This is a genomic window from Tistlia sp., assembly GCF_040905785.1.
Classification (GTDB): Bacteria; Pseudomonadota; Alphaproteobacteria; order Kiloniellales; family DSM-21159; genus Tistlia.
The window spans coordinates 131,168-156,572 of record NZ_JBBDQW010000072.1; the positions used below are offsets into that span (position 1 = coordinate 131,168).

Annotated in this window: 3 protein-coding genes (1 of these 3 only partly in view); all 3 read left to right on the plus strand. The window is 76.1% G+C overall.

Features of this window, described 5'->3' with window-relative positions; translation table 11 throughout:
• The first annotated feature begins 84 nt into the window (after window positions 1-84).
• Tightly spaced (each overlapping or abutting the next), the 3 genes in view from WD341_RS16585 to WD341_RS16595 form a layout consistent with a single transcriptional unit that may run on beyond the window.
• Complete coding sequence (locus WD341_RS16585; protein WP_368426593.1) at window positions 85-13,404, plus strand: amino acid adenylation domain-containing protein; 13,320 nt, start codon at window positions 85-87, stop codon at window positions 13,402-13,404.
• Window positions 13,401-22,529 carry an amino acid adenylation domain-containing protein gene (locus WD341_RS16590; RefSeq protein WP_368426594.1) on the plus strand — a complete coding sequence of 3,043 codons (9,129 nt, stop codon included), beginning with the start codon at window positions 13,401-13,403 and terminating at the stop codon, window positions 22,527-22,529. The genes WD341_RS16585 and WD341_RS16590 overlap by 4 nt, the downstream gene beginning before the upstream one ends.
• Window positions 22,526-25,405, plus strand: the 5' end (the start) of a protein-coding gene (locus tag WD341_RS16595; RefSeq protein ID WP_368426595.1) for an amino acid adenylation domain-containing protein. The gene runs 4,218 nt beyond the window's last position; 2,880 of the gene's 7,098 nt are visible here — the first part of the coding sequence; the start codon lies at window positions 22,526-22,528; the stop codon falls past the right edge of the window. Before WD341_RS16590 ends, WD341_RS16595 begins: the two co-directional genes overlap by 4 nt.

Genomic DNA, 25,405 nt, shown 5'->3' on the forward strand with positions numbered 1-25,405 from the left:
CATGTTCCGGCAAGCAGACCGCAAGGCGACGGGGCGCTACAATCGATCCAGGACGGGTCCGGGGCGCGAGAGGCGGGGGTACAGGTGAGCGAGAGGCTGCGCGAGCTGGCGATCGTCGGCATGGGCTGCCGCCTGCCGGGGGCGGGGAGCCCTGAGGCTTTCTGGGAGCTCCTCGAGTCGGGGCGCGAGGCGATCGCCGATATCCCCTCGGTGCGCCGGGGCCTGGCCGCGCCCTTCGATCCCCTGCCGGGCGCCCCCGGCAAGACCTACAGCCGCCGAGCCGGCCTGCTCGATGGGGTCGAGCAGTTCGACGCCGGCTTCTTCGGCATCGCCCCGCGCGAGGCCGACGCCATGGACCCGCAGCAACGCCTCCTGCTCGAGGTCGCCTGGGAAGCGCTGGAGAGCGCCGGCCTGACCCGCGAGCGCCTGGCGGGTTCCGCGACCGGCGTCTTCGTCGGCATCTCGACCTTCGACTACAGCCGCATCCAGCCGCCGGGGCCGGACGCCGTGGACGCCTATGCCGGCACCGGCAACGCGCTCTCGATCGCGGCCAACCGCCTGTCCTACCTCCTCGACCTGCGCGGGCCCTCGGTCGCCGTCGACACCGCCTGCTCCTCCTCCCTCGTGGCGCTGCACCTGGCGCGCCAGAGCCTGCTGTCGGGCGAATGCGAGCGGGCCGTCGTCGCCGGGGTCAACCTGCTGCTGGCGCCCGAGCTGATGGTCGCCTTCTCGGCGGCGCGCATGCTCTCCGCCGACGGCCGCTGCAAGGCCTTCGACGCCCGCGCCGACGGCTACGTACGCGGTGAGGGCTGCGGGGTCCTGGTGCTCGAGCGTCTCGAGGACGCGCGCGCCGCCGGCGACCCGGTGCGCGCGCTGCTCTGCGGCTCGGCGGTCAACCAGGACGGCCGCAGCAACGGGCTGACGGCGCCGAACGGGCCGGCCCAGGTCGCCGTGATCCGCGCCGCCCTGGACTCGGCCGGCGCGACCCCGGCGGCGCTCGGCTACGTCGAGGCCCACGGCACCGGCACGCGCCTGGGCGATCCGATCGAGGCGCTGGCCCTGGCCGAGGCGCTGGAGGGGCGCGTCGGCGCGAGCCTGCCGATCGGCTCGGTCAAGAGCAACATCGGGCACCTGGAGGCCGCCGCCGGCGTCGCCGGCGTGATCAAGACGGTGCTCGCGCTCGAGCGGGGTCGCCTGCCGGCGAGCCTGAACTACAGCGCGCCCAATCCCGACATTCCCTTCGCGGAGATCGGCCTGAGGGTGCTCGCGGAGGCCGAGGACTGGCCGGAGGACCGGTCCCTGGCCGGCGTCAGCGGCTTCGGATTCGGCGGGACCAACGCCCACGTGCTGCTCGCGCCGCCGCCGTCCCGCCCGGCCGAGCGTCCGGCGCTGGCCCCGGCCGAGCGTCTGCTCGTGCTGTCGGCCGCCGAGCCGGCGGCGCTCGTCGCGCTGGCGCGGCGCTTCGCCGAGCGGCTCGAGGGGCTCGGCGACTCGCCCCGCGCCTTCGCCGACCTCTGCTGGACGGCCGCCGTGCGGCGCACGCATCACGACCACCGGCTCGCCCTGGTCGCCCCGGATGCCGCGGCGGCGGCCGGGCTGCTGCGCGGCTTCGCCGAGGGCGCGGCGCCGGCCGGCCTCCTCGCCGGCGAGCGGCCGCCCCGGCCCAAGCGCGGCGGCCCGGCGGCGACGAGGCCGCTGCCGGAGCTCGCGGCGGCCTTCGTCGCCGGCCGGCGGATCGAGTGGCAGGCGCTCTACCCGGAAGACAGCCGGATCGCCGACCTGCCGTCCTACCCCTGGCAGCACCGGCGGCACTGGTTCGCCGAGGCGGCAGCGGCGCGCGAGGCGACGGATTTCGCCGGCCTCGCCTACGCACCGGCCTGGGTCGCCATCGATCCCATCGAGGCGCCGGACCTGCCGGGGCGGCTCGCCGCGACCGCCGCGCGCCTGCGCGACCCGGCGCGGGAAGCCGAGACCGGCGCGCTCGAGGCGGAGCTGGAGCGTCTCTGCGCCGGCTTCGCGCGGCGGGCGCTGGAGGCGGTCATGGAGGCCGAGGTCGTCCCGGCGCACCGGCGGCTCTTCGCGCGGCTGACGGAGATGGCGTCCGATCCGGAGGCGGCCGGCGAGCCCGGCGCCCTGGCCGAGGAGCTGCAGGCGCGCTTCGCGACCCACCGCGGCGGCATCGCCCTGGTCGCGGAGTGCGGCAGGGCCCTCGCCGAGGTTCTGCGCGGCGCACGCGATCCGCTTGAGATCCTGTTCCCCGACGGCAGCGGCGACAGGCTGGCCGCGCTCTACTGCGATTCGGCCGTGCTGCAGCTGGCCAATGGCCTGGCGGGAGAGGTCGCGGCTGCGCTCGCCGCGGCGGCGGCAGAGGAGCGCCCCTTGCGCGTCCTCGAGGTCGGTGCCGGCACCGGCGGCACGACCGAGCACCTGCTGGCGCGCCTGCCGGCGCAGCGCACGCGCTATCTCTTCACCGACGTGGCGCCGCCGCTGCTGGCCCAGGCCGCCGCCCGCTATGCCGAGCGGCCCTGGCTCGAAACCGCGGTTCTCGACATCGAGTGCGATCCGGCCGGCCAGGGCCTGACGCTCGGCGCCTACGATCTCGTCGTCGCGGCCAACGTCCTGCACGCGACCCGCGACCTGGGCGAGACGCTGTCCCACGTCGGGCGCCTCTTGGCGCCGGGCGGCCGGCTGCTGCTGCTGGAGCAGACCGCGCCGCGGCGCTGGCTCGACCTTGTGTTCGGCCTGACTGAGGGCTGGTGGCGCTTCGCCGATGCCGAGCGGCGCCCCGACTACCCGCTGCTGCGGCCCGGTGCCTGGCAGGAGCTGCTGGCCGAGGCCGGCTTCACGGTGGAGGCTGCCGAAGCCTGCGGCGAGGCGGCGGCCCAGAGCGTCATGGTCGCGCGCCGCCCGGTCGCGATCCGGCCCGCCGGCCGCTGGCTGCTGGTCGCCGACCGGGCCGGCGAGGGCGCGGCGCTGGCGGCGGCGCTCGACGCACCGACGATCGCCGCCGGCGACGACCCGGAGGCCGCCGAGGCCGAGGTCGCCGCCGAGCTTGCCGCCGGGCGCTTCGACGGCCTGGTCTGCCTGGCGCCGCTCGACGGCGGCGAACCAGGGCTGCGGCGGACGCTGGCGGCGCTGCGCGGCCTGGCAGCTTCGGGTGCCGAGGTGCCGGCCTGGCTGGTCACCCGCGGCAGCCAGCTGCTGGAGCAGGACTCCGCCGCCGACCCCTGGCAGGCGGCGGCCTGGGGCCTGGCGCGTTCCTTCGCCGCGGAGCACCCCGGCTGCGCCGGCGGTCTGATCGACCTCGACGCGGCGACCCGGGTCGAGGCGGCGCTGCCGCACCTGTCGGGCGGCGCCGAGCGCCAGGTCGCGCTGCGCGCGGCGCGCAGCCTCGCGCTGCGGCTGCGCCCCCTGGTTGCGCCGGAGGGCGGAGCCGACGCGCCCGCTCTCAAGGTGTCGGCCGAGGCGAGCTACCTGGTGATCGGCGGCGGCGGCGCCCTCGGCGGCGCGGTCGCCGAGCGGCTCGTCGCGCTGGGCGCGCGCCATCTCCTCCTGGCCGGCCGTCGTCCGCCGCCGGCCGAAGCCCTGGAACGGCTGGCGGCGCTGGGCGCGCAGGTCGAGGCGCTGCAGATCGACCTCTGCGATGCGGAGGGCCTCGAGGCCGCGATCGCCGGCCTGGCCGACAGCCGGGCCAAGGAGGGCCGGCCGCTGAAGGGCGTCGTGCAGGCGGCCGGGGCCTTCGAGGACGCTCCCTTCGCGACCCTCTCCTGGAGCGCCTGCGCGCCGCTGCTCGCCGCCAAGCTCGGCGGCACCGAGAGCCTGCTGAGGGCGACCGCGGACCTGCCGCTCGACTTCCTGCTGTTCTTCTCCTCGGCGGCGGCGACGCTGGGTCTGGCCAAGGCAGCGAACTACGCGGCGGCCAATGCCGGCCTGGAGGCAACGGTGGCCGCGGCGCGCCGCGCCGGCCGGCCGGCCGTGGCCGTCGCCTGGGGCCCTTGGGCCGAGCTGGGCATGGCCGGGCGCGCGGCTGCCCATCGCTGGGCCGCCGCCGGCCTCGACGGCCTGACCCGAGAGCAGGCGCTGGCGGCGCTGGAGCGCCTCGCCGGCGGCCCGACGGCCTGCCCGCTGGTCCTGTCCGCCGACTGGCCGGCACTGTCGCGGGTCGTCGCCTACCGCGACGCCCCGGCCTGGCTCTCGGAGGCGGCAGCGGTCCGCCGGGCGGCGGAGCGCGCCGCGAATCCGGCGCCCGGCGAGCCGCCCTTGCTCAGGCTGCGGCTGGCCGAAGCCTATCCGGCGGAGCGCGCCGGCTTGGTCGAAGCCTTCGTGCGCCGCCAGGCGATGGCGGTCCTGGGCCTGGGCGAAGACCGCTCGCCGCCCGCCGATCGCGGCCTCCAGGACCTCGGCATGGATTCGCTCTCGGCGCTCGACCTGCGCGATCGCCTGCAGCGCGCGAGCGGCCTGGTCCTGCCGGCGACCTTGGCGATCGAGCATCCGACGATCGAGGGGTTGGCGGGGGGGTGGCTGGGCGGGCGGGTGGCGACGCCGCGGGCGGCGGCGGCGGCCGGCGCGGTCGCGGCGGCCCGGGCCGCGCGCCCGCAGCCCGACCCGACGCCGGCGGCGGCGCGCGAGCCGATCGCCATCGTCGGCCTGTCCTGCCGCTTCCCGGGCGGCGAAACGCCGGAGGCCTTCTGGGAATTGCTGGCCGAGGGGCGCGACGCGATCGGGCCGATTCCGCGCGACCGCTGGGACGTCGACCGCTTCCACGGCGCCGGCGGGCCGGGCCGCAGCCGCGCCGCCGAGGGCGCCTTCCTCGAGGACGTGCGCGGCTTCGACGCCGCCTTCTTCCATCTCTCGGGGCGGGAGGCCGACGCGCTCGACCCGCAGCAGCGCCTGCTGCTCGAGGTCGCCTGGGAGGCCCTGGAGCGTTCCGGACTCTCGCCCGATTCGCTGAAGGGCAGCCGCACCGGCGTCTTCGTCGGCCTGACCTCCCACGACTACGCGGACCGGCAGATCGCCCGCGGCGAGGCCGAGCGCATCGACGCCTACTTCGGCAGCGGCAACACGGCCTGCTTCGCCGCCGGCCGCCTATCCTACCTGCTCGGCCTGAGCGGGCCGAGCCTCGCCGTCGACACGGCCTGCTCGGCCTCGCTGGTCGCGCTGCACCAGGCCTGCCTCTCCCTGCGCTGCGGCGAAAGCGAGCGGGCGCTGGTCGGCGGCGTCCACCTGATGCTCTCGCCGGGCGGCTACCTCTACAACGACGTCACCGGCGCGCTCGCGCCCGACGGCCGCTCCAAGACCTTCGATGCCGCCGCCGACGGCTTCGGGCGCGGCGAGGGCTGCGCGGTGCTGGTGCTGCGCCGCCTGTCCGACGCGCTGGCGAGCGGCGAGCACATCCTCGGCGTGATCCGCGGCAGCGCGGTCAACCAGGACGGCGCCGGCGGCGGGCTCACGGTGCCGAACGGCGCCGCGCAACAGGCGGTGATCCGCGACGCCCTGGCCGACGCCGGCCTGGAGCCCGACGCGATCGACTACCTCGAGGCCCACGGCACCGGCACCGAGCTGGGCGATCCGATCGAGCTGAACGCCCTGGGCGCCGTCTTCGCCGGGCGGCCGGACGACCGGCCGCTGCTGGTCGGCGCGGTCAAGACCAGCGTCGGGCACCTGGAGGCCGCGGCGGGCCTCGCCGGCCTGGTTAAGACGGTGCTGGCCCTGGACCGGGGCGCGGTCCCCGGGCAGCCGTCCCTGCGCAGGCCGAACCCGCACGTGCCCTGGTCCGAGCTGGCGCTACGCGTGCCGCGCCGCTGCGAGCCCTGGCCGGCGACTGGCCGGCCGCGCCGCGCCGGGGTCAGCGCCTTCTCGCTCATGGGCACCAATGCCCATGTCGTGCTGGAGCAGGCGCCCGCCGTCGCGGCCCCGAACCCCGGCCCGGAGCGCAGCCACCACCCCTTCGTGCTCTCGGCGCGCTCGCCGGCGGCGCTGCGGTCGCTGGCCGGGGCGGTCGCCTCCAGCCTCGGCGAGGCCGCGCCGATCGGCGACCGCTGCTTCACCAACAACGCGGGGCGCGCGCAGCATGCCTGCCGCCTGGCGACGGTGGTGGCGGACGAGACGGAGCTGCGCCACCGCCTGGCGGCCGTCGCGCGCGGCGAGCGGCCGGCCGAGGTCGCACTGGGCCGGGCGACCGGGACGGCCGCAGCGCCGGTCGCCTTCCTCTTCACCGGCCAGGGCGCCGTCGGCGCCGGCATGGCGCGCGGCCTCTACGAGACCTCGCCGCCCTTCGCCGCCGAGATCGAGCGCTGCGCGCGCATCCTGAAACCGCATCTCGACGTCCCGCTGGTCGCGCTGCTCTACGGCGAGGAGACCGAGCGGCTGGCGCGCACCCGCTACGCGCAGCCGGCGCTGGTCGCGCTCGAGTGGTCGCTCGCCTGCCTGTCGCGCAGCTGGGGAATCGAGCCGGCGGCGGTGCTCGGCCATAGCCTTGGAGAGTACGTCGCGGCGGCCGTCGCCGGGATGATCGACCTCGAGGATTTGCTGCCGCTGGTGGCCGAGCGCGGGCGCCTGATGGACGCCCTGCCGGAAGGCGACATGCTCGCGGTCGCCGCCGACGCCGCGACCGCCCTCGAGGCGATCGGCGAGCTTGCCGAGCGGGTCTCGCTCGCGGCGCTGAATGGGCCGCGGGCGACGGTGCTGGCCGGCGACCGCGAAGCCGTGGCGTGCGTCGAGTCGCGCCTCGGCGCGCGCGGCCTGCGCAGCCAGCGCCTGCCGGTCTCCCATGCCTTCCATTCGCCCATGATGGACCCGGTGCTGGAGCCCTTGGCCGCGCTCGCCGGCTCGGTCTCCTGGCGGGCCGGTGCGGTGCCGCTGGCGCGGAACCTCGACGGTGCCCTGCTGGCGCCGGGCGCGCAGCCGCTGCCGGCCGACTGGGCGCGCCACGCCCGCGAGCCGGTGCGCTTCGCCGAGGCGCTGAAGACGCTCGCCGACCGCGGCATCGAACGGTTCCTGGAGATCGGGCCGCGCCCGGTGCTCTCGGCGCTCGGCCGGGCCTGCCTTCCGACGGCGCGCTTCCTTCCGGCGCTGGATCCGGGCGAGCCCGACTGGCGCTGCTGCCTGGAGAGCCTGACCGCGCTCTGGCTGGAGGGACAGCCGGTCGACTGGGCGGCCGTCGACCGGCCCTACGGCCGACGCCGGCTGTGGCAGGCCGGCTATCCCTTCGAGCGGCGCGTCCACTGGATCGAGGAACCTGCGATGAGCGAACCCGAGGGGACCGAGGGCGTCGTCGCGCCGCTGCCTGCACCGCGGGCCGCCGCCGATACGAACGCGATGATCGCCCTTGTCGCCGAGGCGCTGAAGAGCGACCCGGCCGACATCGATCCCGACGCGCCGCTGCTCGAGCTGGGCGCGGATTCCCTGAGCCTCGTCGAGGTCGGGCGGCTGGTGCGCCTCCGCTACGGCCTGACCCTCTCCGGCCGGCAGTTCTTCGAGGAGCTGACCAGCGTGCGCGCGCTCGCCGACTACGTGGCGCAGGCCGCTCCCGCCACGGCCGAGGACCGCTCTTCGGCCTTGCCCGGATCCACGCTCGCCGCCCCGGCGAGCACGCCCGGTCCCGCCGGTGCCGCGGCCGGCGAAGAGCTCGCCGCACTCTTCGCCCGCCAGCTCGACCTGGTGCAGAACGTCGTCAGCCAGCAGCTCGCCGCCCTCTCGGGACGCGAATCGGCCGTGCCGGGGTCGGCCGTGCCGGGGTCGGCCGTGCCGGGGTCGGCCGTGCCGGGGTCGGCCGCGGCGCGCCGGCCGGCGGCAGCGCGACGCGATCACGGGCCGCACCGCCCGCCGCGACGCGAGGAGGCCGGCCAGGGCGACCCGCGGCGGCAGGCCCACCTGGAGGCGCTGGTCTCGCGCTACACGAGGCGCACGGCGCGCAGCAAGCAGCTCGCCGAGGCGGGGCGCCCGCGCCTCGCCGACAGCCGCGCCTCGGCCGGTTTCCGGCCCTCGATCAAGGAGATGCTCTATCCGCTGACGGGCGCGCGCGCCGAGGGTGCCCGCCTGTGGGACATCGACGGCAACGAGTACATCGACGTCTCGATGGACTTCGGCGTCAACCTCTTCGGGCACCGCGCGCCCTTCCTGCTGGAGGCGCAGCGTGCCGCGCTCGACCGCGGGCTCGCCATGGCCCCGCGCTCGGCGGATGCCGCGGCGGCGGCCGAACTGCTCTGCGAGCTTACCGGCATGGACCGCGTCGTCTTCTGCCAGTCCGGCAGCGAATCGGTGATGACCGCGGTCCGCCTCGCGCGCCTCGCCAAGGGCCGCGACGGCATCGCGCTGTTCCGCAATTCCTACCACGGCCACAGCGACGGCCTGCTGGCGGCGGGCGCCGGCGACGGCTTCGAGGCGGAACCGGTCGCCGGCGGCATTCCGGCCGCCATGGTGCAGGACGTCCTGCTGCTCGACTACGGCGACGACGCCAGCCTGGAGACGCTGCGCCGCCACGCCGGCCGCCTGGCGGCGGTGCTCGTCGAGCCGGTGCAGAGCCGTGCCCTGCAGCTGCAGCCGGGCGACTACCTGAAGCGGCTGCGCGCGGTCACGCGCGAGCTCGGGTTGCTGCTGATCTTCGACGAGATGATCACCGGCTTCCGCCTGCATCCCGGCGGCGCCCAGGCCTGGTTCGGCGTGGAGGCCGACCTGGCGACCTACGGCAAGGCGATGGGCGGCGGCATCGAGGTCGCTGCCGTCGCCGGGCGCGGCGATTTGCTCGACGGCATCGACGGCGGCCTCTGGCGCTACGGCGACGCCTCCTACCCTGCGGGCGAGGTCACCTTCTTCGCCGGCACCTTCAACGGCAATCCCCTGGCCATGGCCTCGACCCGTGCGGCGCTGGCCGAGATGAAGCGGCGCGGCCCGGCGCTGCAGGCCGACCTCAACGCGCTGACCGGCCGCTTCGCCGCCGAGCTGAACCGCTGGCTCGCCGAGCGCGAGGTGCCGCTGGAGCTGCTGACCTGCGGCTCGCTGTTCCGCTTCGCCCACCGCGGCAACCTCGACCTGCTGTTCTACCACCTGCTCGAGAAGGGCGTCTTCGTCTGGGAGGGGCGCAACTGCTTCCTGTCGGCGGCGCACGGGCCGGTGGAAATGGACCAGGTCGCGCAGGCCGTGCGCAACAGCGTGCTGGCCTTGCGCGAGGGCGGCTACATCGAGGCGAGTCCGGGTCGCTCCGCCGTCGCGGCCTCGCGGGTGCTGCCGCTCTCGGCGGCCCAGCAGCAGCTCTGGCTGCTCGCCGAGGTCGAGGAGACGGCGTCGCTCGCCTACACCGAATCCCTCGCCCTGGAGCTCGAGGGCGGGCTCGAGCCGGCGCTGCTGGAGGCGGCGCTGCAGCGCCTGGTCGCCCGGCACGAGGCGCTGCGGACCGCCATCGACGGCGACGGCCGGACCCAGGAGATTCGGGAGACCCTGCCGGTCGCGCTGGACCGCGCGAGCGGCGTGCCGCGCGACGCCTGGCTCGCCGCCTTCCTGTCCCGTCCCTTCGACCTATCGTCGCCGCCGCTCCTGCGCGTCGGGCTGCTGGAGGAATCCGAGGGGCGGCAGGTCCTGGCGCTGGCCGCACACCACATCCTCGTCGACGGTTGGTCGCTGGCGCTGCTGCTCAACGACCTCTGCGCCTGCTACCGCGCCGAGCTGAAAGGCGCTGCGCCCCCGGCGGCGCCGGCGGGTCAGCTGAGCGACCTGGTGCGCTACCAGCAGGCCGCGCTCGAGGGCGCGCGTCGCGCCGAGCTGGAGAGTTTCTGGCGCGCGGCCCTGTCGCCGCTGCCCGAGCCGCTCGACCTGCCGACCGACCGCCGGCCGGTCGAGGGCCGGCCGCGGCGCGGCGGGCGCCATCGCTTCACGCTCGACGCCGGGCTGCGCCGCCGGATCGAGGCGCTCGGCCGCTCCGCGGGCGCGACCCCCTTCGCCGCGCTGCTGGCGGTCGTCACCTCCTTCCTGCACCAGCTGACCGGTCGCGAGGCGCTGCTGGTCGGCTGCCCGGTGCTCGGCCGCGGCCACGAGGCGGACTTGGCCGAAGCGGTCGGCTATGCGACCCATCTCGTGCCGGTCGCCAGCCGGTGGCGCGCCGAGGAGTCCTTCACCGCGCATCTGGCCCGCACGCGCTCGGCGCTGGTCGAAGCGCTGGACCACCAGGACTACCCCTACGCGGAGCTGCTGCGCCTGCTCGGGCTCGCCTGGAGCGCCGAGCGGCCGCCGCTGCTCGAGGTCACCTTCAACCTCGACCGCCCCAGCCTCGGCCCGGCGATTCCGGGGGTGAGCGCCCGCTTGCTGCCCTCGCCGGCGCAGGGCGCAAAGTTCCCGCTCTGCATCAACGCGCTCGACGTCGAGGGGTCGCTCACTCTCGACCTCGACTACGATGCCGACCTGTTCAGCCCGGCGGCCGTCGAGCGCCTGGCCGAGCAGCTTCAGGTCTGGGCCGCGGCCCTGGCCGAGCAGCCCGAGGCGCCGCTGCGCGACCTGACGCCGGTCGGGGAGGCCGAGCGGGCGCTGCTGCTCGAAGGATGGAACGACACGGCCCAGGCTTGGCCGGCGGACCTCGGGCTGGTGCATGAGCAGTTCGAGGCGCAGGCGGCCCGCGCGCCGGAGGCGCCGGCGCTGGCCTTCGCCGGGCGGACCATGAGCTACGGCCGTCTCGCGGCCGAGAGCGGCGCGCTGGCGGAGAAGCTGGCGGCGCTCGGCGCGGGCCCGGAGACCAGCGTCGCCTGCCTGTTCGACCGCTCCTTCGAGATGGTCGTCGGCCTGCTGGCGGTGCTGCGCGTCGGCGCCGCCTACCTGCCCGTCGCGCTCGACGAGGCGCCCGAGCGGCTGGCCGGCGCGCTCGGCGACGCGGAGCCCGTCGCGGCGCTGACCCGCGCCGGCCTGCGGGTGCCGGAGGCGATGCGCTCGGCGCTGGCCGCCGGGCGGCCGCTGCTCGAGCTCGGCCCGCTCGACCTCGAGGCGCCGGCGCCCGAGACGGCGGCTTCCGCACTGCCGCGCGCAGGAGCCGATCAGCCCGCCTACCTGCTCTTCACCTCGGGCTCCACGGGCCGGCCGAAGGGCGTCGTCTCGCTGCACGGCGGCCTGCGCAACCGCCTCGCGTGGATGCAGCAGGCCTTCCCGATCGGCCACGGCGACACGGTCCTGCAGAAGACGCCCTACACCTTCGACGTCTCGGTCTGGGAATTCTTCTGGCCGCTGACCGTCGGCGCGCGCCTGCTCGTCGCCGAGCCGGAGCTGCACCGCGACCCGCGCGCCCTGGCCCGCACGATCCGAGAGGAGCGGGTCACGGTCTGCCACTTCGTGCCCTCGATGCTGGCGGTCTTCGTCGAGGATCCGGAGGCGGCCGCCTGCAGCTCTCTCCAGCGGGTGGTCTGCAGCGGCGAGGCCTTGCCGCGCGACCTGGTGGCGCGCTTTCACGCCCTCGGCCTGCCCGCGGAACTGCACAACCTCTACGGCCCGACCGAGGCCGCGATCGACGTCACCCACTGGGCCTGCCTCGACCTGCCGGAGGAGCCGGCGGTGCCGATCGGCCGCCCGATCGCCAACACCCTGGTGCGCATCCTCGACGACCGGGGCCGCCCGGTGCCGGTCGGCGGCGTCGGCGAGATCCATCTCGGCGGCGTGCAGCTCGCGCGGGGCTACCTGAAGCGCCCGGAGCTCACCGAGCAGGCCTTCGTCCCCGACCCCTTCCGCGCCGGCGAGCGCCTCTACCGCACCGGCGACCTCGGCCGCTGGCGGGCCGACGGCGCGATCCTCTACCTCGGGCGCCGCGACAACCAGGTGAAGCTGCGCGGACAGCGCATCGAGCTGGGCGAGATCGAGGCCGCCCTGCGCACGCATCCGGCGGTGCGCGACGCCGTCGCGGGGCTGGTCGGCGAGGACGCCGTCGCACGGCGCCTGGTCGCCTGGATCGTGCCGAACGCCGCGGCGCCGGCCGCAACCGAGCTCCCCGGCGGGGAGCGGGAGGGCTTCCTGCTGCCGGGCGGCCTGCGGATCGCCGCGCTCAATCCTGCCGAGACCGCCTTCATGGTGCGCGAGCACTTCGAGGAGCGGACCTACTTCCGCCACGGCATCGGGCTGCCGGAGGACGCGGTCGTGCTCGACATCGGCGCCAACGCCGGCATCTTCGCCCTCTCGGTCGCGGCCAGCCTGCCCGGCGCGCGCATCCACGCCTTCGAGCCGGTGCCCGCGGTCCATGCGCTGCTGGCCTCCAATGCGGCCCTGGCCGGCGGACGGATCACCAGCCACGCCCTGGCGCTCGCCGAGACCGACGGCGAAACCGCCTTCACCTGGTACCCGCATGTCTCGATCCTGTCCGGCCCCAGCGCCGATCGCGAGGAAGAGACCGCCGTGGTCCGCGCCTTCCTGCAGCAGGGCGGGGAGGCGGCGGGCATCGAGGCGGACCTGCTCGACGAGCTGGTCGCCGACCGGCTCGCGAGCGAGACCGTGACCGTGCCGACCCGCCGCCTGTCCGGCCTGCTCGACAGCCTGGGCATCGAGCGTGTCGACCTGCTCAAGATCGACGTCGAGAAGGCCGAGTGGTCGGTGCTCCAGGGCATCGACGCGGGCGACTGGCCGAGGATCCGCCAGGTCGTGATCGAGGTCCACGACATCGAGGGGCGCCTCCAGGCGGTCGAGGCGCTGCTGCGGGAGCGCGGCTTCGAGGTGGTCGCCGAGCAGGAGCGCTGGCTGGCCGGCACGGCGATCCACTGCCTCTATGCCCGGCGTCCGGGCCACACGCTGCCGCCGGTGCCCGAGCCGCGCGCCGAGTCGCTGCGCGCCGAGTCACTTGGCGGCGGCTCCGGGCCGGCGAGGGGGCTCCTGCCGGCAGGCCTGGCGGACGGCCTGCGCGATCATCTGGCGCGCCGCCTGCCGCCCCACATGATCCCCGACCGCTTCGTCGGCCTGGCCGCCCTGCCGCTGAGCGCCCACGGCAAGATCGACCGCAAGGCCCTCGCCCTGCCGGAGACGGCCGATCCGGCGCCTGCGCCACCCCGTGCGGCGGAGACGGCGCTGGAGCGGGAGCTGCTGGCGCTCTGGCGCTCGCTGCTCGGCACGGCGGAGCTCGGCGTGGACGACGACTTCTTCCGCCTTGGCGGCCACTCGCTGATGGCCGCGCGCCTGGTCGCGACGCTGCGCGAGCGCTACGCCGTCGAGCTCCCGATCAAGGCCTTCCTGGAGCGCCCCACCGTCGCTGCGGCGGCTGCGGCAATCGAGGCCTCCCGGGCGCACCAGTCGGCCGCGCGCACGCCGCAGACTGCAGCAGCACCGATACCGGCGGCACCGGCCCCGGCGGCGGGAGCGGGGAGCATCCGTCGGGTCGACCGGGAGCGCCGGCGGCTCGACCGGGCGACCCTGGGGCTGGAGACGCGCCGCGAGGAAGAGGGCACCGGATGAGCGGCCAGGTCTACGTCTTCCCGGCTTCCCCGGCGCAGCGGCGGCTCTGGTTCCTGGACCAGCTGCAGGGGCCGAGCGCGGCCTATGTCGTCGCCCACGCGCTGGAGATCCGGGGCGCGCTCGACTGCGCGGCCCTCGAGCAGGCCTTCCAGGAGTTGGTCTCGCGCCACGAGATCCTGCGCACGGCGCTGGTCGCGGTCGACGGCGAGCCGCTGCAGGCGATCGAGCCCAAGCTGCCCTTCAGCCTGCCGGTGCTCTCCTTCGAGGCTCGGCCGGCGGCCACGCGGGCAGGCGCGGCGCAGCGACACCTCGCCGAGGCCCTGGCGCGGCCCTTCGAGCTGGCGCGGGCGCCGCTGCTGCGCGCGCAGGTCGCCCGCCTCGCGGAGGAGCATCACCTGCTCGGCATCGCCCTGCACCACGCCGCCTGCGACGGCCAGTCGATCGCCCTTCTGGTCGAGGAGCTGGCGCTGCTCTACCGGCGGGCCCGCGGCGAGGCGCTGGACCCGCCGCCCGAGCCCGCCATCCAGTATGCCGACTATGCCGCCTGGCAGGCCGAACAGACCGAAAGTCCGACCGCCGAGGCGGCGCTGTCCTACTGGACCGGGCGGCTCGCCGACGCGCCGCTGCTCGCCCTGCCGGTCGACCGGCCGGTGCCGGCGCTCCTGCCGCCCGACGGCGCGCGCCACGACTTCAGCCTGCCCGCCGCCCTCGTCGAGGCGCTCGAGGGGCAGGCGCGGGCCTGCGGCGCGACCCCCTTCATGCTGTGGCTCGGTCTCTGGTCGGCGGCGCTCGGCCGGGCCGCAGGCCAGGACGACCTCTGCGTCGGCGTGCCGGAGGCCGGCCGCGACCGGCCGGAGCTCGAGCGGCTGATCGGGCTCTTCGCCAACACCCTGGTGCTGCGCGTCGATCTCTCCGGCGGACCCTCCCTCGGCCTGCTCCTGGAGCGGCTGCGGTCGACGGTCCTCGTCGCTTTCGCGCACCGCGAGACGGGCTTCGAGAGCCTGGTGGAGGCGCTGAGAGTGCCGCGGGCCACGGGGCGTTCGCCGCTGTTCCAGACTGCCTTCGCCCTGCACGAGGACCCCCTCTCGGACCTCCACCTGCCGGGCCTGGCAGTGCGCCCGCTCGACCTGCCGCAACAGGGCGCCAAGTTCGAGCTGACCCTGGAGCTGACCCGGCGGGCCGGCGGCGGCCTCGACGGCCGGCTCGAGTACAGCAGCCTGCTGTTCGACCCGCCGACGGCGCATCGCCTGGCCGAGGACCTCCGGCGGCTGGCCGAAGGCTGGGTCGCCGATCCGGAACGGCCGCTGGCGCTCGCGACGGGAGCGTCGGCAGGCTCCTCCACGAGGCCGGAAGACGGCGCGCCGGCGGTCTCGTCCGAGAGGACGACGCCGCTCGAAGGCGAGCTGGCGGCGCTGTGGCGCGAGCTGCTGGGCGTCGCCGAGGTCGGGCGCGGCGACAGCTTCTTCGATCTCGGCGGCCACTCGCTGCTCGCCTGCCGCCTGGTCGCCCGGATGCGCGACCGCCTGCAGGCCGACCTGCCGGTCGCCGCGGTGTTCGAGGCGCCGACCCTTGCCGGCCTCGCCGAGCGGCTGCAGCAGGTGCGCGACGCCGCCGCGCCGCCGACCTCGGCCGGGGTCGAGACGATCGGGGTCTCGGCCGCCGAGACGACGCACCCGCTGTCGCCGGCGCAGACCCGCCTGTGGTTCCTGCACCAGCTGGAGAGCCAGAGTCCGGCCTATGCCCTGGTCGGCGCCCTGGCCATCGAGGGATCGCTCGACGTCGAGCTGCTGCGCCGCGCCTTCGAGGAGATCGAGCGGCGCCACGCGACGCTGCGCACGCGCTTCCGGCTGCTCGACGGGACGCCGGTCCAGGTCGTAGGAGCGCCGCGCGGCCTGGCGCTGCCGGTCGTCGACCTGGCGCCGCTGCCGGCCTTCGCCCGCGAGGAGGAGGTGCGGCGCCTGGGCCGCGCCGAGGCGCGGCTGCCCTTCGACCTCGGCGAGGGGCCCCTGATCCGCCTGAAGCTGCTGCGGCAGTCGGCCGAGCGCCACGTGCTGCTGGTCTCGCTGCACCACATCGTCGCGGACGGCTGGTCGGTCGAGCTGCTGCTCGCCGAGACCGCCGCCCTCTACCGGGCCTTCGCCGGCGGTCGGCCCTCGCCGCTGCCGGCACTGACGATCCAGTACGCCGACTACGCCGCCTGGCAGCAGCGCCAGCTCGACGCGGAGCGCCTCGACGCACTGCTCGAGCACTGGCGCGGGCGGCTGGCCGGCCTGCCGACGCTGGAGCTGCCGACCGACCGGCCGCGACCGCCGGTCCAGTCCGCCGAGGGCGCGCGCCACGACTTCGCGTTCGACGCCGCGACGCGCGAAGGCGTCGCGCGGCTCGCCGCCGACACCGGGACCACGCGCTTCCAGGTGCTGCTGGCCGCCTTCGCGGTGCTGCTCGCGCGCTACAGCGACCAAGGCGACTTCGCCATCGGCGTGCCCGTGGCAGGGCGCGAGCTGCCGGAGACGCAGGGTCTCGTCGGCTGCCTGGTGAACACCCTGGTACTGCGCCTCGACCTCTCCGATGCGCCGGACTTCCGGACCCTGGCGGCGCGGGTGCGGGCGGTGGCGCTGGATGCCCAGGCCCATCAGGACCTGCCCTTCGAGAAGCTGGTCGACGGCCTGTCGCTGAGCCGCGACATGAGCCGTCACGCCCTCTTCCAGGTGCTGTTCAGCTACCAGGCGGCGAGCGGGCCGGAGCCGGAGATTCCGGGCCTGGCGCTGCAGCCGGTCGAGCTCGACCCGGGCGTCGCGCAGTTCGACCTCTCGCTCTATCTCGACGAGCGCCCGGAGGCCCTGTCGGGTGGCTTCGTCTACCGCACGGACCTCTACGATTCCGGCACCATCGTCCGCCTCGAGGGCCACTTCCGGCAGCTGCTCTCGGCGATCCTGGCCGAGCCGGACCGGCCGGTCGATCGCCTGGCGCTGCTGACCGAGGAGGAGCAGGCGCGCCTCGACCACTGGAACGACACCGGCCTGGACTACGATCTGCCGCCGCGCCTGCTCGACCTGGTCGACGCCCAGGCGGCGCGGAGCCCCGAGGCCGTGGCGGCGGTCTTCGGCGAGGCGCGGATCAGCTACGCCGAGCTGATCGCGAGCGCCGACCGGCTGGCCGGCGCCCTCGCCGCCGCCGGGGCCGGGCCGGGGCGCCCGGTCGCGATCTGCCTGGAGCGCTCCCTGGAGCTGGTCGTCGCGCTGCTGGCCGCGCTGCGCTGCGGCGCGCCCTTCCTGCCGCTCGACCCGGAACAGCCGGTCGCCCGGCTTGCCGACATGCTCGAGGACGCCGATCCCTCGCTCGTCGTCACCACCCCGGAGCTGGCCGGGCGCCTGCCGGCGGGGGCCCGCTGGCACGACGTCGCCGAGGTCGGCGAGCCCTTGAGCGGGCCGCCGCCGGTCGGCGCGGAGGATTCCGCCTACCTGCTCTTCACCTCCGGCTCGACCGGACGGCCGAAGGGTGCGCTCAACAGCCAGCGCGGCATCGTCAATCGCCTCGCCTGGATGCAGCAGTACTACGGCCTCGGCGAGCGCGACCGGGTGCTGCAGAAGACGCCTTACACCTTCGACGTCTCGGTCTGGGAGTTCTTCTGGCCCTTGATCGCCGGCGCACGGCTGGTGCTCGCGCGGCCGGGCGGCCACCGCGATCCCCAGTACCTCGCCGCCACCATCGCGCGCCACGGCGTGACCGTCGTCCACTTCGTGCCCTCGGTGCTGGAGACCTTCCTGGCCTCGGCCGACCCGGTCGCCTGCGCCGGCCTGGAGCGGGTCTTCCTCAGCGGCGAGGCGGTCTCCGCCGATCTCGAGCGCCGCTTCTTCGAGCGCGGCCTCTCGGCCAGCCTGCACAACCTCTACGGCCCGACCGAGGCGGCCATCGACGTCACGGCCTGGGACTGCTTTCCGCCCGGCGGGCGCCGCACGCCGCCGATCGGCTACCCGGTGCCGAACTGCCGGCTGCACGTGCTCGACCGGCATGGACAGGCGGTTCCGGTCGGCGTCCCGGGCGAGCTCCATCTCGGCGGCGACCAGGTCGGCCTCGGCTACCTGAACCGGCCCGGCCTGACCGCCGAGCGCTTCCTGCCGGACCCCTTCTCGCCGGCGCCGGGGGCGCGGCTCTACCGCACCGGCGACCGGGTGCGCTGGCTGCCCGACGGCGCGCTGGAGTTCCTCGGCCGCCTCGACTTCCAGGTCAAGCTGCGCGGCCAGCGCATCGAGCTGGGCGAGATTGAGGCGGTGATGCTCGGCCATCCCGCGGTCCGTGCGGCCGTGGTGACGGTCCACGGCGAGGACGCGGCGGCGGCCCGGCTGGTCGCCTACCTGGTGCCGGCGCCCGGCGCCCCGGCAGCGGAGCCGCTCAGGGAGGCGCTGCGCCGGCACCTCGGCGAGCGGCTGCCGGCCTACATGGTGCCCGACAGCTACCTACTGCTCGAGGCGCTGCCCGTGAACGCCAGCGGCAAGCTCGATCGCAAGGCGCTGCCGCCGCCGCAGCCGCTGCAGGGGCGCAGCGGCGACCGGCCCCTGCGCGACAGCGAGCGGGCGATCGCCGAGGCCTGGTGCGCGGTGCTCGCGCTGCCGTCGGTGGCGCCGGACGCCAACTTCTTCGAGGCCGGCGGGACCTCGCTGCTGCTGGTTCAGGTCCACGCCCGCTTGCGGGCGGTCTATCCCGAAGTGGCGCTGGTCGACCTGTTTCGCTTTCCCACCGTCGAGAGCCTGGCGGGTCACCTCAGCCCGGCCGGCGCCGCCGAGCCGGCGGCCGGCGAGCTCGCGCCGTTGCCACGGCGACGGCCGGAGGCGGTAGAGGGCATAGCCATCGTCGGCATGGCCTGCCGCTTCCCGGGCGCCGCCGACGTCGAGGCCTTCTGGGCCCTGCTCACCGAGGGCCACGAGGCGATCCGCAGGCTGAGCGAGGAGGAGCTGCGCGCCGCCGGCGTGCCGGACTCCCTGCTCGCCGATCCGTGCTACGTGCGGGCGGCCGCGGCGCCGGACGGCATCGACCTCTTCGACGCCGGCTTCTTCGCCTACAGCCCGGCCGAGGCAGAGCAGCTCGATCCCCAGGGCCGGCTTTTCCTGGAGTGCGCCTGGCAGGCGCTCGAGCGGGCGGGGCAGGATCCGGCACGCCCCGCCGGCCCGATCGGCGTCTTCGCCGGTGCCGGCATCAGCAGCTACGCCCTGTCGCAGCTGGCCGGCCGCGACAGCTGGCGCGCGCTTCAGCGCGACCCGGCCGCCGCCTTCCAGACGCTCTTCGCCAACGACAAGGACTATCTGTCAAGCCGCGTCGCCTACAAACTCGGCCTGACCGGACCGGCGATCACCGTGCAGACCGCCTGCTCGACCTCCCTGGTCGCGGTGCACCAGGCCTGCCGCTCCCTGGTCGCGGGCGAGTGCCGGGTCGCGCTCGCCGGCGGCGCGTCGATCAGCGTGCCGAGCGGCGTCGGCTACCTCCACCAGGAAGGCGGAATCGCCTCGGCGGACGGCCACTGCCGCGCCTTCGACGCCGAGGCCGCCGGCACCGTCCCGGGCAGCGGCGTCGGGGTCGTGGTGCTCAAGCGCCTGTCCGACGCCCTCGCGGACGGCGACCCCGTCCACGCCGTGATCAAGGGCAGCGCGATCAACAACGACGGCAACGCGCGCGTCGGCTTCACCGCGCCCGGCGTCGAGGGCCAGGCGACGGTCATCGCCGCAGCCCAGGAGGCGGCGGGACTGGCTCCCGCGGAGATCGGCTACGTCGAGACCCACGGCACCGGCACGCCGCTCGGCGACCTGGTCGAGGTCGGTGCGCTGGCGCGGGCCTTCGGGCGCCCCGGCGTCGGGGCGGCCCCGGCGCAAGCCAGCGTCGCCCTCGGCTCGGTCAAGACCAACGTCGGCCACCTCGACGCCGCCGCCGGCGTCGCCGGGCTGATCAAGGCGGCGCTGGCGATCGAGCACGGCCTGCTGCCGCCCAGCCTGCATTTCCGCCGCCCGAACGAGCGGCTCGACCTGGCGCACTCGCCCTTCTTCGTCAACGGCGAGCTGAGGGCCTGGAGCGGCTCCGGCCCGCGCCGCGCCGGCGTCAGCTCTTTCGGGATCGGCGGCACGAACGCCCACGCGGTGCTCGAGCAGGCGCCGCCGCGCGAGCCGGGCCCGGCCGCCCGGGACCGCCAGCTGCTGTTGCTGTCCGCGGCGAGCGCCCCGGCGCTGGATACCGCCGCCGCCGAGCTCGCGGACTGGCTCGAGGCGAGGCCGGAGGCGGACCTGGCCGGCGTCGCCTATACCCTGCAGGCCGGGCGGCGCGCCTTCGCCGAGCGTCGCTTCGTGGTCGCGGCCAGCCCGGCCGAGGCGGTCGAGGCGCTGCGGGCGCCGGCGCCGGCCGGCACGACGGCCTCGCCGACCGCCGCGAGCCCGCCTGCCGTCGCCTTCCTCTGCTCCGGCCAGGGCAGCCAGTATCCCGGCATGGGCGCCGGCCTGGCCGAGAGCCTGCCGACCTACCGGGAGACGGTGGAGCGCTGCCTTGCGGCGCTGCCGGGGGAGCTGGCGGTGACCCTGCGCCAGCTCGTGCTCGCGCCGGCCGGCGGCGACCGCCGCAAGGCCTCGCTGCTGCGCCGCACGGACCTGGCGCAGCCCGCCCTGTTCATCGTCGAGTACGCGGTCGCACGACAGATCATGGCCTGGGGACTGCGACCCGCGGTCCTGCTCGGCCACAGCCTGGGCGAGCTGGTGGCCGCGACCCTGGCCGGGGTGTTCCGGCTCGAGGACGCGCTGGGCCTGGTCGCCCTGCGCGGGCGGCTGATGCAGGCGCAGCCGGCCGGGGCGATGCTGGCGGTCGAAGCCGGCGCCGGCGAGCTCGCACCGCTGCTCGGACCGGCGGTCGGCATCGCTGCCTTCAACGGCCCCTCGCTCACGGTCGTGTCCGGTACCGAGGAGGCGGTGGCCGCGCTCGCCGGCCAGCTGTCCGGGCTGGGTATCGCCAGCCAGGCGCTGCACACCTCGCATGCCTTCCACGGGCCGGCCATGGAGCCGGTCATGGCGCCCTTCGCCGAGGCGGTGGCCGCCGTCGAGCGGCAGGCGCCCACGCTGCCGTTGCTGTCCAACCTCACCGGCACTTGGCTCACCGACGAGCAGGCGGTCGACCCGGACTACTGGGCCCGGCAGCTGCGCGAGCCGGTGCGCTTCGGCGCGGCCCTCGACCGGCTGCTCGACGGCTCCGATCACCTGCTGGTCGAGGTCGGCCCGGGTCGCAGCCTGCTGTCGCTCGCCCGCCAGCACCCGGCCTGCGGAGGGCGCGCCCTGATCCGCTGCCTGCCCGGGGCGCTGGAGGAGACCGCGCCCGACCGCTGTCTCGCCGAGGCGGCGGGCGCGGCCTGGCGCGCCGGCTTCGAGCTCGACTGGCGGGCCTTCCATGCCCCGGCCACGCCCCGCAAGCTCGCCCTGCCGGGCCACCCCCTGGCGCGGCGGCGCTACTGGCTCGAGGCTGCCGGGCCGGGCGAGCTCCTGCTGGAGCCGGTCACGCTCCGCCCGGGCTGGCGGCGCCTCGAGGAGAGGCCGTCGCAGCCCGAGCTTGCCGGCCAGCGCTGGCGCGCGGCGGGCGCAGGGGCGCCCCTGGCCGCCGCGATCCGGCAGGCGGGTGGCGAGCCGAGCGAGTCGGGGCCCGCCGACGCGCTGCTGTACTGCGTGACCCAGGCCGAGGAGGCCGCGGAGGTCGTCCCGCGTCTCGCCGCGCTGCTCGCCGAGACCCGTCCCGCGCGCCTGTACCTGCTCACGGCCGGCGCCTGCGACCTGCTTGGCGACGAGGCGCTGGGCGAGGCCGGCGCCGCGGCCTGCGCGGCGGCGCTGGTCGCCGCGCAGGAGACGCCGGGACTCTCGCTGCATCGGCTCGACCTGGACCGGCTCGACCTGGACCGGCTCGACCTGGACCACCCGGCCGAGGAAGCGACCTCGGCGCAGGTCCTGGCCGCCCTCTGCGCCGGAGACGCCCGGCAGCTTGCCTGGCGCGGCGGCCGGCTGTGGCGCTCCGTGCAGGACTCCCTCGACCTGCCCGAAGGGACGCTGCCGGAGCGGCCGGTGGTGCTGGTGACCGGCGGGTTCGGCAAGCTCGGCCTCGCGGTCGCCGCGACGCTCGCGCGCTCCGGGGCGAGGCTGGTGCTGTGCGGACGCGCCGGGGGCGCCGGCCGCAAGGCCGACATCGCGGCCCTGGAAGCGGCCGGCGCCACCGTGATGACGGCACGCTGCGACGTCGCCGACCGCGGCGCGCTGGCCAAGGTCATGGCACGTGCGCACAAGCGTTTCGGCCGGCTCGACGCGGTCGTCCACGCGGCCGGCATCGCCGGCGAGGCGGCGCAGGTCGCGCTGGCCGAAACCGATGCCGGCACCGTCGAGCGGCTGTTCCGCGCGAAGCTCGAGGGGGTCCGCGCGCTGGACGAAGCGCTGGGCGGACAGAGCGCGGTCCCGGTGCTGCTCTGCTCCTCGCTCTCGACGATCCTGGGCGGCCTCGGCTTCGCCGCCTACGCGGCCGCCAACGCCGCCATGGACCTTTACGTCGAGCGCCGGGTGCGCGAGGGCGCCCGCTGGCTGGCCGTCGACTGGGACGGCTGGCGCTTCGGCGAGGACGCGCCCGAGGGGCTGGTGCCGGAGGTTGCGGCGGCGCTGGCCGCGCGGCTGCTCGGGAGCGGCCTGAGCGGGCGGCTGCTGGTGTCGGGAACGCCGCTCGCGCCGCGCCTCGCACGCTGGGTCGAGGGGACGGCCCCGCCGGCCCCTGCGCCCGCCGTGCCGACCGGCCTTGCGCCGCCGGCCGGAGGCGCGCCCGGCTTCGCGGGCCCGCGCAGCGGCCTGGAGGAGGCCATCGCCCGGATCTGGCGCCAGGCGCTGGGCCTGCCCGACGTCGGCGTCGAGGACGACTTCTATGCGTTGGGCGGGCACAGCCTGCTGGCCGTGCGCATGCTTGCGGGCCTCCAGGAGGTCGCCGGCGTGCCGCTCAACCTGAGGGCCCTGCTCGAGGCGCCGACGGTGGCCGCCCAGGCGCGCGTCGTCGAGGCGCTGCGCTGGCAGGCGCAGGGCCGCGGCGAGCCGGAGCGCGAGACCGAGGCCGCCGAGGGAGAGGAGGGCGAGATTTGAACCTGCCCGACCTGCTCGACGAGCTCCGCGCGCTCGGCATCCGGCTCCGGGTCGAGGAGGGCCGCCTGAGGTTCTCGGCGCCGAAGGGCGCCCTGACCGGCGAGCTGCGCGAGCGCATCGCCGGCCAACGCTCCGCCCTGATCGCCCTGCTCGGAACGGGGTCCTCCGGCCCAGAGACTGCGGCCTCGGAGAGGGCAGGCGAGGGGGCCTCGACGGCGCCGCTCAGCCACGCGCAGCGGCGGCTCTGGGTCGTCGAGCAGCTCGGCGACCTCGGGCCCGCCCACAACATTCCCGGCGCGGTCGAGATCCGCGGGCCCCTGGACGGCGACGCCCTGGCGCGCGCGCTCGCGCAGGTCATGCACCGCCAGCCCAGCCTGCGCACGGCGCTGCGGCTGATCGGGGAGGAGCCGCGCCAGGTCGTTTTGCCCGACTGCGCGCCGCCCCTGGCGGTCGAGTCGCTCGCCGATCCCGACGATCCGGAGCGCGCCGTGCGGGAGCGCCTTGCGGCCCTGGCCGCCGAACCCTTCGACCTGGGCACGGCGCCCCTGTTCCGGGCCCTGCTGCTGCGGATCGAGGCGCAGCGCCACGTCCTCGGCATCGTGCTGCATCACGCGATCGCCGACGGCTGGTCGATCTCGCTGCTGCTGCGCGCGCTCGGCGAGGCCTACGCCAAGGCCGGTGCCGGCGAGGTACACCCCGCTTGGCCCGACTATGCGGAGCTCTCCCGGCGCGAGCGCGGTCCCGAGGGGCAGGCCCGGATCGAGCGGCAGCTCGCCTACTGGCGCGAGCGTCTCGACGGCGCGCCGCAGCTCCTCGAGCTGCCGGCGGACCGGCCGCGCCCGGCGCTCCAGTCGTTCCGCGGCGCCAGCGCGCGGATCGAGGTGCCGGCCGAGACCGTGGCCCGCCTCGCCGCCGTGGCGCAGGCGGAGGGCGCCAGCCTGTTCATGGCCCTGGTCGCCGTCTTCGCGGCCCAGATCGGGCGCTACACCGGTGAGGAAGACTTCCTGGTCGGCACGCCGCTCGCCGGGCGCGACCGGCCGGAAAGCCAGGGATTGATCGGGCTCTTCGTCAATACCCTGCCGCTGCGCTGCGACCTGTCCGGCGCACCCGATTTCCGCGGCCTGCTCGCGCGCATGCGGCGCACGGTGCTGGAGGCCTTCGACAGCGCGGAGGTGCCCTTCGAGCGCCTCGTCGAGGCGACGCAGCCGGCGCGGGACCCGCGCTATCCGCCGCTCTGCCAGGTGCTCTTCGCCCTGCAGAGCGCCCTCGACGAGCGGCTCGACCTCGCCGGCGCGCGGCTCTCGCCGCTGCGCCTCGAGACCCGGAGCAGCAAGGTCGACCTGTTTCTCGCGGCCGAGCTGCGGGAGGACGGGACGCTTGGCCTGGAGGCCGAATACTGCAGCGACCTCTTCGAGGCCGAGCGCATCGAGCGCCTGCTCGACCATTTCGCCCGACTCGCTGCCGCCGCGGGCGGGAGCCCCGGGACGGCGGTCGCAGACCTGCCGCTGGTCGGCGAGGCAGAGCTCCAGCGCCTGGCCGCGCGCAATCCGCCCGCCAGGCCGCTGAGCGAGCCGCGGACCCTGACCAGGCGCCTGGCGGCGGCCGCCGCCCGCCGGCCCGATGCCGTCGCCGTCGCCTTCGGCGAGACCAGCCTGACCTATGCGGAGCTGGAGGCGGCGGTGGGGCGCCTGGGCGCGGAACTGGCCGCGGCCGGCGTGGCGCCGGGCGACGTCGTCGGCCTTCACCTGCCGCGCAGCCTGGCGCTGCCGGTCGCGCTGCTGGCCGTGCTGCGGGTGGGCGCGGCCTACCTGCCGCTCGAGACCGATCTGCCGGCGGCGCGCCGCCGGGCGCTGCTGGGCGACGCCGGCGCGGGCGTGGTGGTGAGCGAGGCGGCTTTCGCCCCCGAGCTCGCGGCGGACGGGCTCCGCGTCCTTGCCGTCGAAGCGGCCTTCGGCACCTCGTCTGCTCTGCCGCCTTCGCCGCCGGACGATCCCGATGCCCTCGCCTACGTCATGTACACCTCGGGCTCGACCGGCGGCCCCAAGGGCGTCTGCGTCACCCATCGCAACGTGCTGCGACTGGTCGAAGGCGTGGCCTACGAGGGGCCCCCGCCCGAGCGGGTCCTGCTGATTTCTTCCGTGGCCTTCGACGCCAGCACCCTGGAGATCTGGACGCCGCTGCTGTCGGGGGGCACGCTCGTCGTGGCGCCGCCGGGGCCGCTCGAGCCGGCGGCGCTGGCGTCGACGCTGCGAGATCAGGCGATCGACCTGCTCTGGCTGACCGCCGGCCTGTTCCACCGGATGGCCGAGAGCATTCCCGACGTGCTCGCCGGGGTCCGCTACCTGCTGGCCGGCGGCGACGTCGTCCATCCAGGCGCCGCGCAGGCGGTGCTCGACCGGATGGCAGCGCTCGGCTTTCACGACCACCGGCTCGGCAACGGCTACGGTCCGACCGAGTGCACGACCTTCGTCTCCCTGCACTGGCTGCTGCCGGGCGAGCGAATGGGCCCGAGCGTTCCGATCGGCCGCCCGATCGGCAACACGCGCGCCTACGTGGTCGATCCCCGGGGCCGCCTGGCGCCGGACGGCGTCCCTGGCGAGCTCTGGGTCGGGGGACTGGGCGTCGCCAGCGGCTACCTCGGCCGACCCGCGCTGACGGCTCAGCGTTTCGTGCCGGACGGCTTTTCGGGCCGGGGCCGGCTCTACCGCACCGGCGACCGGGTCCGCTGGCGCGCCGACGGCGTCCTCGAGTTTCTCGGGCGGCTCGACGAGCAGGTCAAGCTGCGCGGCTTCCGCGTCGAGCCGGGCGAGATCGAGCAGGCCCTGCTCGCCCAGGAGGGCATCGCCGAAGCCGCGGTCGTGACGCATGTCGCCGGC